This window comes from Spirochaeta thermophila DSM 6192 (genome assembly GCF_000147075.1).
Lineage (GTDB): Bacteria > Spirochaetota > Spirochaetia > Winmispirales > Winmispiraceae > Winmispira > Winmispira thermophila_A.
In genome coordinates this window covers 1,689,995-1,699,796 of sequence record NC_014484.1, presented here as the reverse complement: position 1 = coordinate 1,699,796, position 9,802 = coordinate 1,689,995, and the positions used below count along the sequence as shown (strand labels likewise).

The window sequence follows — 9,802 nt, the reverse complement described above, 5'->3', positions numbered from 1 at the left end:
TCCTTCTCGAATTTCTTTGGTTCGGATCGGTGTTCATGTGGTATTGGGAAGAATGAGACTTTCTTTTTTGTTAGAATAATGTTAAGGTGTTGAGATTCGGATAGAGTCCGTAGTGCGCTGAGCGTCGGGAGGCTCCATTTTGATTAGAGTAAGGTTGCCGAGAGCGCTGGTTTCCTTCCGGAAGGTGAAGGAGCCCACAGAGGAGGTGCTTTCCACCCTCAAGAGGAAACAGCTCGAACTGCTCAAAGAATTCGATAGGGTATGCAGGATCCTGGGTATCCCTTACAGTTTGAGTTCCGGAACCCTTCTCGGAGCCGTTCGCCATAGAGGATACATACCGTGGGACGACGATATCGATGTGATGATGGTGAGAGAGGAATACGAGCGATTTCTGAGGGAAGCTCCCGCCCATCTGTCTCCGCACGTGGTAATCCAGAACTATCGTACTGAGCCCTACTCGGTGGGATATTTCACAAAGCTTGTAGATAGTACCACCTTTCTTGTAGAGCTTGGAATGAGTGAGTTGCCCATCACGAAAGGTGTCTATATCGATATCTTCCCAGTCGATAGAGCGGCTTCCCGTTTCAGTGTCATGGTGATGGATAATATCGCCAAGCGAATATTGCATGCATTGAGGCGGTCTTATACGCTGGAAAGTTGTTGTGCTCCTTCTCGAAGATATGCAAGGATGTTCAGGCTCCTTTTGTTTCCTTTGGCTCGGCTCCTGGGTTTGTACAGAATCAATAAGATGGACACCTACGTCCGGATACGTCATAATTCGGGAGGACGAGAGGGGTATACCTATGCGGACTACGCTGAGATTCCGCTCTTCAGGAGGCCCCCCTTTCCTATGCGCATCTTTTTCGAGGTAGAAGAGATCTCGTTTGAAGACGGCAAATTCTTTGCGATAAAAGAGTGGGATCTGTATCTAGAGAAAATGTACGGAAATTATTGGAAGCTGCCTCCTAAGGAAAAGCGGAAGCCCGCCCATAAGATTCTTGAGCTCCAATTGTGATCCCCTGCGAGGAGTATGGGATTTTCCCGATCAACTTTCCATGGGGTTCCAATACGAAGCGGGCTGTCTGCGGATGGAGATTTGTTGGATTTTCCCTTATACACTATAAAAAATGGTGAAAGGGGACCCTCTAAGAGAGGATCGTATGAGTGATGTAGTGGTTGTCCGTGTCACCGACTATGATATAGAGGCGATCGAGGGGGTGGTGCGGGGGTGGGTAGGGGGGTGGGTGAGGGGAGGGGAGCGGGTGTTGCTCAAGCCGAATGTGCTGGGGGCGTATCCTCCTGAGAGGCATGTGACCACCAACCCCGCGGTGGTGGAGGCGGTGGTGCGGGTGCTTCTCGATATGGGGTGCCGGGTGTGGGTGGGGGATTCGAGCGGTATGCCGGTCCACAGGGGGACGGCGCGGGCGCTCGAGGCGGCGGGGATGAGTGAGCTCGCACACCGGTATCCGGTGAAGGTGCTTCCCCTGGAGGATGTGCCTGCGGTGGATCTTCCGGTGCCACAGGGGAGGGTGCTCGAGAGGGTGCGTGTGTCGGGGCTCATCGAGGAGGTGGACTGGGTGGTGAACCTCCCCAAGCTCAAGGCCCACCAGCTCACGCGGTACACCGGTGCGGTGAAAAACCTCTACGGCTGTGTGCCGGGCGGGATCAAGCAGCAGTACCACGCCCAGGCCCCCACCCCCTCCGCCTTCGCCCACCTCCTCCTCGACCTGTACAGCGCGCTCGCCCCCAAACTCCTCTTCTCCCTCATGGACGCGGTGGTCTCCCTGGAGGGCTCCGGCCCCGGCCCCACCGGCACCCCGCGCCGCACCGCCTTTCTCGCCTTCTCCCCCGACGCCCCCGCCCTCGACCTCGCCTGCTGCAGGGCGGTGGGCCTCGACCCCTCGTCGGTCCTCCACCTGCGGTTCGCGCAGGAGCGGGGTCTGGTGGGCCCCCTCCCCGGCGAGGCCCCTGAAGAGGCCGCGCCCCTGCTCGAGGCCCCCATGCGCTTCCCCGGCTCCAGCCCTGCCGGCTGGCTCGGCATGGCCGCGAGCCGCTGGGTGCGCTCCCGCCCCCGGGTGATCGAAGACCGGTGCAGGCGGTGCGGCTACTGCGCTCGCGTCTGCCCTGTCTCGTGCATCACCATGGACGGCCTGCCGGTGTGGGACTACAGCCGGTGCATCTACTGCTACTGCTGTCACGAGAACTGTCCCCACGAGGCCATCGAGCTCAAGGAGCCGCTCCTCCTCAGGCTCTACCGCGCCTTCTCGGGAAGGTGAGCCCCGCGGGGCACACGCCCCCTGCGCCTCGGATGCCCGCCGCGCTTCTGTGGCGGAAGGAGTGACGCTTCTTCTACATCCGGAGCTACCCTATGAGTGGAAGAGGTAAGGAACAGATACCTTTGTGGAGAACCTCTTTCGTCACTTGAGGGCGTTTCTTCATCGGTATCCTGAGCATCGAGAGGTGCCCATGTGGATGAGTCGGGAGGCCTCATTGTGGTGGGCGTACCCATACACCCACAGGGATGGGAGACCTGCCCCTCCGAGCTCTAGTTCACTTTCAACGCCCCACCTTGAGGGTGCCCGAGAGGGATGAAGGCTTTGCATCTCAAGGGAAAATGATGTAAAGTAATGTCAAAGGAGCGTGCAGGCTGTGGAACGGAGCCAAGACTGGATTGACGCAGCAGAAGGAGATCTCGAACACGCGCGTCATGATCTGGAGAAAGGGTTCTACAACTGGGCCTGTTTTTCCTCTCAGCAGGCTGCTGAGAAGGCCGTGAAGGCAGTGTTTCAGAAGATAGGAGCCGAAGCGTGGGGCCATTCGGTGTTCGATTTATTGGAGGAACTGAGTGGCTCCTATGAAGTGCCTGAGAGGCTCATCGAGATGGCACTCGAGCTCGACAAGGCCTACATCCCCACACGGTATCCCGATGCCCTCCCCTCTGGTTCTCCCAGGACCCGATACTCGAGGCTGGAAGCCGAAAGGATGATCACCTATGCCCAGGAAATCTTCGAGTACTGTAAAGGTCTTTTATCCTCGGTACAGTAGAGAGGAGGTGCTCCACCACATACGAGCATCCCTCCCTCTATTGAGAGAGGCGCTGCCGGTGCTATCCGTAGTGCTCTTTGGGTCCTACGCAAAGGGGACGAATACTGCTTTCAGCGATATCGATCTTCTCGTGGTCTACCAAGACCCCCCTCGGCAAGATGCGTACACACTGGTGAAGAGGAGTATCCCCCTCAGAGGCCTGGAACCCCACGTCTATGCACGAAGCGAATACGAGCAGGTGAACGACGTGGTGGAGAGAATGATAGAGGGAGGAGTGAGGGTGGTGTAGCATATGAGATGAATAAGCGCATAGGTGATCCTTGTGTACTCCTCCTTACTGGTTACTGGAGGGCTCCCTCGAGAGGGGTAATCACTTTTCTTCTTTACACGTTCTTACCCGGGAACTCTCCACGTAAGGAGTGGATGAACGGGGGGCGACCTTTCCCCCATGTGAATGAGTATGGTGTGAAGCCCTTGGAACGTGCGACCTTTGTTGGAGTATTCGTGAGGGCGTCTTGCCTCCCTTGTGGAGGAGGCGGTGCGGCTCCTGGATGAAGCCGGGTAGCCGCCCCCTATCCCGCGAGGGCGAGGTAGTCGCGGATCCCGTCGAGGAGCATCTGGGCCGCCATGGCGGTGAGGAGCATGCCCATGAGGCGCTCGACGGCCTCCAGTCCGTTCTTTCCCAGGAGGCGCTGGAAGAGCTCCGAGCCGAGGAGCACGAGCACGCTCACCAGCCACGCTCCCCCGAGGGCCAGGCCGAGCTCGAGCCTGTGGGCCGGGTAGCGGGTGGAGAGCAGGGTGATCATGGCGATGGCCGACGGTCCTGCGATGAAGGGCACGGCGAGGGGCACGATGAGCGGTTCCGACTCCTCCTCGGTATAGGAGCCGGTGCCGGGGAAGATCATGCGGATGGCGATGAAGAAGAGCACCACCCCGCCTGCGATCCCGAGGGCGGGCTTTTTTATCTGCATGGCGTCGAGGATGAGGTTGCCCGAGAGGAGGAAGATGAGGAGCACCGCCAGGGCGATGAACATTTCTCGGATGATGATGCGTCTCCGCTGTTCGGATGTGTAGTTTTTGAGCACGGCGAGAAAGGCAGGGATGTTGCCGAACGGATCCATGATGAGAAGAAGGGTGATCATGGTGGCCCACAGGTTCATGCTGCCTCCTTACGGTCTGGTGAACGATCCGGCGAGTGGAGATGGGGAGACTCTCTGTCTTACCGTTCGTCCAGAAGTCTCTCGAGGGATGCCTTCAACGAGGGGATATCATGCTCCACCGTGTACCATACTTCGTCGAGATCTATTCCAAAATATTCGTGTACGAGGAGGTTCCTCATGCCCACTATCTTCTCCCATGGGATAAAAGGGGTGCGTGCCCGGAGGTCTTTGTCCACCCGTGCAGCGGCCTCTCCAATGATTTGCAGGTGATAGAGCATCCATACCTGAATGAGCTCGTTTTCTTTAAATGCCTCATATCCTTTTCCCCTATGTCGCTCTATCTTGGATATGGCATCCAACATATCACGAAGGTACTCTCGGGAGTCCCTCATAAGGGTCTGGCCTCTTTGAGAATCCTTTCGCGGATGCGAGGTTTTATCCCCTTATCGCTTACCACATCGACCTTGCATCCTGTGATCCTTTCCAGGTCCCGCACAAGTTGGGCGTGATCGAGGAGCGAGACGGGCTGTGTGAATTCCACAAGGAGATCGATATCGCTGGCCTCAGTGGCCTCCCCGCGGGCGACTGAGCCGAATACCCGGACGTTGGAAACCCCGTAGGATTCACAGATCCGAAGGATAAGTGATTTTTTCGCATGAAGGATCTCTCGAGGTCTCATGTGTTCCAGCCCTTCTCTAGTCTTCTCTAACTACATTCTCTGTGATCCGGGCGGCTCTGTCAATCTGAACATCGAGGAGTGTATCCGGTGGGTTCCGGCAATAGCGGGGAAGAAGGCCGTCTCGTCAACATGTCATCTCAGGAGGGCTCTGCTACGCTCTTCCCTCTTTCGTGCCTTTTGTATAGGATGAAGGAAAGGGGTGTTTCTATGGATCGCGAGCTGCTGGTGGGGCTGGATGTGGGGTCGACCACGGTGAAGGCCGTGGTGCTCGATCCCGATTCGCACGAGGTGCTGCACGCCCGCTACAGGCGGCACCAGGCAGAGCAGGGGAGGTGCAGTCTCGAGCTGCTCGAAGAGGTGGAGGCGCGGTTTCCCGGCGTGTCCTTGAGGGTGAGCGTGTGCGGATCGGGAGGGGAGGGGATCGCCCGGGCGTTGGGGGCCTTCTTCGTGCAGGAGGTGGTGGCCAACGCGGTGGCGGTGCGTATCTGGTACTCCCACGTGCGGGTGGCGATAGAGCTGGGGGGGCAGGACGCCAAGGTGATCTTCTTCACCCGGGACGAGCGCACGGGTCAGCTCGTGGCCTCGGACATGCGGATGAACGGGAGCTGTGCGGGGGGCACGGGTGCCTTCATCGACCAGGTGGCCGAGCTCCTCGGGATCTCCATAGAGGAGTTCGAGCGCTATGCAGCGGCGGGCCGCACGGTCTACGATATCTCGGGCAGGTGTGGGGTGTTTGCCAAGACCGACATCCAGCCCCTTCTCAACCAGGGGGTCTCCCGTGAGGACATCGCCTTCTCCACCTTCCATGCGATCGCCAAGCAGACCATAGGGGGGTTGGCCCAGGGGATGGAGATACGCGGGCCGGTCATCTTCGAGGGGGGACCGTGCACCTTCAATCCCACGCTCGTGCGAGTCTTCGCGGAGCGGCTGGGGCTGGGGTCCGATGAGGTGGTGGTGCCCTCCCGGCCTGAGGTCTTCGTGGCCATGGGGGCTGCGCTCGCAGGGGTGGCGCTCTTCGGCGAGGAGGAGAGTCGGTACGAGCGCGGCAGGTCGCTCGAGCGGCTCGCGGAGCGGGTGGCGGAAGGTGGGGCCTCTGCAGGTGAGGGGAGGGTCTTCTTCGCCTCGCCCGAAGAGGAGGAGGCCTTCTTCGCCCGCCACAGACGGGAGGAGTTCCGGCCTCCTGTGGTCGCGCCTGGCACCGAGCTCGAGGTGTACCTGGGGATCGATGCGGGGTCCACCACCACCAAGTTCGTGCTCCTCGACACCGAGGGGAGGGTGGTGAACCTGTTCTATGCCCCTAACCGTGGGGATCCGCTCCTCATCCTTCGCGATGCCCTCATCCGCATGCGCGAGACCTACCGGAAGGAGGGGGTGAACCTCAGGGTGAAGGGGGCGGGGACCACCGGGTACGGCGAGTTGCTCTTTGCAAAGGCCTTCGGCGCCGACTACCACACCGTGGAGACCGTGGCGCACGCGCGGGCGGCCCGCGAGGTGGATCCCGAGGTCTCGTTCATCCTCGACATAGGCGGGCAGGACATGAAGGCCATCTGGCTCCACGATGGGGTCATCTCGGCCATCACCCTGAACGAGGCCTGCTCGGCGGGGTGCGGCTCGTTCCTCGAGACGTATGCCCGGTCGCTGGGGATCCCCCTCGACATGATCGCGCCTCTGGCTTTCAGGGCGCGCAGGCCGTCTCGGCTCGGCTCGCGGTGCACGGTGTTCATGAATAGCTCCATCATCACCGAGCAGAAGAACGGCAAGGGAGTGGACGATATCCTCGCAGGGCTATGCATGTCGATCATCGAAAACGTGTTCACCAAGGTGGTGCGGGTGCGCAACTTCGACCTGCTCGGGGATCACGTGCTCGTGCAGGGGGGGACGTTCAAGAACGATGCGGTGCTGCGGGCCTTCGAGCTCTACACCGGGAAGATCCCCCGCAGGCCGGCGCTCGCGGGGGAGATGGGGGCGTGGGGGATTGCCCTGCTTGTCAAGGAGTACGTGGAGCGGCGGGAGCGGGAGGAGGGGAGCTTTGTGAGCGGGTTCTGGGATCTGGACCGGCTGGAGGAGTTCTCGTTCGAGAAGGAGCCGGGGCTCGTGTGTCCGTTCTGCGCCAACAGCTGCAGGCGGACGGTGGTGCGGTTCTCGAACGGGGAGTACTTCGTGACCGGCAACCGGTGCGAGCGGGGTGCGGTGCTGGGCGACCCGGAGGATCCGGTGGTGCGGAGCAGGGTGCGGGAGGCCTCCCGCAGGGAGCGGGGGGTGCCGAACACGCTGGAGCTGCACGCCGCGCTCCTGGCCCGGCCGTACGAGGGGCCGGTGGTGTGGGACGGGTCTGCGCCGGGGGTGGGGGTGAGGGGGCGGGCGATGGTGGTGGGGATCCCGCGGGTCCTGGAGTTCTGGAACAGCCTGCCGTACTGGGTGGGGGTGTTCGGGGCGCTGGGGTTCAGGGTGGTGGTCTCGCGGCCGAGCTCCTACGCCCTGTTCGAGCGCGGGCTTGCGGGGGTGCCGTCGGATACGGTGTGCTTCCCGGCCAAGCTGGCGCACGGGCACGTGCTGGATCTGGTGGCGCAGGGGGCTGAGCGCATCTTCATGCCCATGATGATACGGGTCCCGAAGGAGAACCGCCGGGCACAGGGTTCGGAGGTGTGTCCCGTGGTGCAGGGCTACCCCATGGTGGTGGCGAAGCACGAGGATACGGGGCGGCGGTACGGGGTGGCCTTCGATCACCCGGCGTTCCACTTCTTCAACGAGCGGCTCCGGGCCCGGCAAACGGTGCGGTTCCTGGTGGAGGAGTGGGGGGTGGACGAGGCGGCGGCGCGGGAGGCGGTGCGGAGGGGCGAGGAGATGTTGGGGGCGTTCAGGGCGCGGATGCGGGAGGAGGGGAGGCGGGTGCTCGCGTGGCTTAGGGAGGACGAGCGGCGGTGGGCGGTGCTGGTGGCGTCGCGGCCCTACCACGCGGACGGCCTGGTGAACCACGGGCTTGGTAGGCTGTTCGTACGGGAGGGGGTGCCGGTGCTCACGCCGGATGCGGTGGAGGAGCTGGAGGAGCAGGAGGTGGAGCGGGCGCGGATGGACAGCTACAACCCGTTCCACACACGCATGCTCGCGAGCGCGCTCTGGGCGGGAAAGCACCCCCAGATCGAGCTCGTACAGATCGTGAGCTTCGGCTGCGGGCACGACGCCATCATAAGCGATGAGATGCAGCGTATCCTCCACGAAACCTCGGACAAGGAGATGCTCATCGTCAAACTCGACGAGGGCGACAACCCCGGCCCGCTCTCCATCAGGGTGAAGTCGTTCGTGGAGAGCGTGCGGCAGCGCCGGACGCGGGGCATGGGGAGGGTCAGCCGGCCGCTGGGCAGACCCTTCCCGCGGCCCTACACCCGCAGGGACAGGGAGCGGGTGGTGCTCATCCCCAACCTCTCCGAGAGCTTCACCTACATGAGCGCCCGCATCCTCCGGATGCTCGGCTACAAGGCAGAGCCCCTCCCCGTGGCCGACGAGCGGGCCATCGAGCTCGGCAAGAAGTACGTGCACAACGACATCTGCTTCCCGGCCCAGGTGAACATCGGCGAACACCTCGCCTTCCTCGAGCGGGGTCCCTACCGGCCCGAGCAGGTGGTGGCGAGCTTTGCCCGCAACTGCATCGCCTGCCGGGCAGGCCAGTACGCCATGCTTGCCCGCAAGGCCTTCGACGATGCCGGCTACACCGACCTCCCCATCGTCACTACGGGGAAGGACGACAAAGGGATGCACCCCGGCTTCCTCCTCTCCCCTGCGTTCCACCTCAACATGCTTGTGGGGATCGCCGCCTCGGACGGCCTGGAGTACATGCTCCAGCGGACCCGCCCCTATCTCGACGATCCGCGTATGGCCGACTCCCTGTTCTGGACCTGGCTCGACCGCGTGGCGAGCGCCCTCGAGCGGGGGTGGCGGGCAGCCTTCCGGGCCCTGGAGGCCGCGGTTGAGGCCTTCAACGACCTTCCTGTGGTGCGCACGCTCCGCAAGCCCCGGGTGGGGATCGTGGGCGAGATCCTCATGAATTACCACCCCGGGGCCAACCGGCGCATCGCCGAGTACCTCGAGCGTCACGGCATGGAGCCGCTCATCCCCGGGATAGTGGACTTCTTCAGGCGAAAGAACGTGGTGGAAGAGGAGATGAGCCGGAGGGAGCTCCATCCCTCCCCCCTCATCCTCGGGCTTTTTACCGGGATAAAGGACTGGGCCTTCGATCGGGTTATACGTCGCCTGCACGCGGCCCTCGAGCGGTTCACGTGGAAAGACCCCCTCTACACCATTCGTAATATTGCGCAGAAGGTGAAGGAGCTGATCGACCTCTCCTACCTCATCGGCGAGGGATGGCTCCTTCCCGGCGAGATCATGATGATGGCCGAGCAAGGGGTGCGCTCGTTCGTCATCCTCAACCCCTTTGCGTGCATGCCCAACCACATCACCGGCCGCGGGATGATCAAGCCCGTCCGCGAGCGCTACCCGCACATACAGATCCTCTCCCTCGACTACGACCCTGACGTGAGCTTTGCCAACATAGAGAACCGCCTTCAGATGCTCATCATGAACGCGAGGGAGCTGGAGCGGCTCCCCTGTCCCAGGTGCGGTCCGCCGGAACCGGTGGTGGAGTAGATTCTCAGGAGGGTTCGGATCTGTGGACGCACGACGGCTTCTCCATACCTGATCCCCCCTTGGGTGGTGCACGTGGGTGACTCCCCCTTGTCAGAGGGCTGATCAAGCAATGAGGATGATGCGGAAGAAGCCGGTGTCTCTCATCTGGTCGATCAGGAGCAATTCACTCCCGGTTCTTGGATCGTAACATCGCTTCTGCGTATTCGAACTCCGGGCCTGTAACATCGAGTGTTGAAAAACGCGGGGAAAAAAGATAAGGGGTATCTCCCACCACAAA

Annotated in this window: 8 protein-coding genes; 5 read left to right on the top strand and 3 right to left on the bottom strand. The window is 61.6% G+C overall.

The window, feature by feature from the left end; translation table 11 throughout:
* Positions 1 to 139 precede the first annotated feature (139 nt).
* The 4 genes from STHERM_RS07740 to STHERM_RS07725 all read left to right on the top strand — a co-directional run bounded on the left by STHERM_RS07740 (position 140) and on the right by STHERM_RS07725 (position 3,334).
* Positions 140 to 1,015, top strand: coding sequence for a LicD family protein (locus tag STHERM_RS07740; protein ID WP_013314337.1), 876 nt, complete (start codon positions 140 to 142; stop codon positions 1,013 to 1,015).
* Between the two features lie 145 nt (positions 1,016 to 1,160).
* Entirely contained in the window at positions 1,161 to 2,276 is a 1,116-nt protein-coding gene (locus tag STHERM_RS07735; RefSeq protein WP_013314336.1) for a DUF362 domain-containing protein, read from the top strand.
* A gap of 373 nt (positions 2,277 to 2,649) precedes the next feature.
* Positions 2,650 to 3,045, top strand: coding sequence for a HEPN domain-containing protein (locus tag STHERM_RS07730; RefSeq protein ID WP_013314335.1), 396 nt, complete (start codon positions 2,650 to 2,652; stop codon positions 3,043 to 3,045).
* Positions 2,993 to 3,334 (top strand): nucleotidyltransferase family protein, encoded by a 342-nt coding sequence (locus STHERM_RS07725; protein ID WP_041623442.1) that lies wholly within the window; start codon positions 2,993 to 2,995, stop codon positions 3,332 to 3,334. Before STHERM_RS07730 ends, STHERM_RS07725 begins: the two co-directional genes overlap by 53 nt.
* A 283-nt stretch (positions 3,335 to 3,617) precedes the next feature.
* Here STHERM_RS07725 and STHERM_RS07720 read toward each other — a convergent pair whose 3' ends face one another.
* The 3 genes from STHERM_RS07720 to STHERM_RS07710 are packed head-to-tail and all read right to left on the bottom strand — an operon-like array spanning position 3,618 to position 4,884.
* Positions 3,618 to 4,205 carry a MarC family protein gene (locus tag STHERM_RS07720; protein WP_013314333.1) on the bottom strand — a complete coding sequence of 196 codons (588 nt, stop codon included), beginning with the start codon at positions 4,203 to 4,205 and terminating at the stop codon, positions 3,618 to 3,620.
* Between the two features lie 59 nt (positions 4,206 to 4,264).
* Entirely contained in the window at positions 4,265 to 4,567 is a 303-nt protein-coding gene (locus STHERM_RS07715; protein ID WP_237223221.1) for a DUF86 domain-containing protein, read from the bottom strand.
* A 26-nt stretch (positions 4,568 to 4,593) separates the two neighbouring features.
* On the bottom strand, positions 4,594 to 4,884 hold the full coding sequence (locus STHERM_RS07710) for a nucleotidyltransferase family protein (RefSeq protein WP_013314331.1): 291 nt from the start codon (positions 4,882 to 4,884) through the stop codon (positions 4,594 to 4,596).
* Between the two features lie 207 nt (positions 4,885 to 5,091).
* On the opposite strand from STHERM_RS07710, the gene STHERM_RS07705 reads away from it, so the two are divergent.
* Entirely contained in the window at positions 5,092 to 9,525 is a 4,434-nt protein-coding gene (locus STHERM_RS07705) for an acyl-CoA dehydratase activase (RefSeq protein WP_013314330.1), read from the top strand.
* Positions 9,526 to 9,802 lie beyond the last annotated feature (277 nt).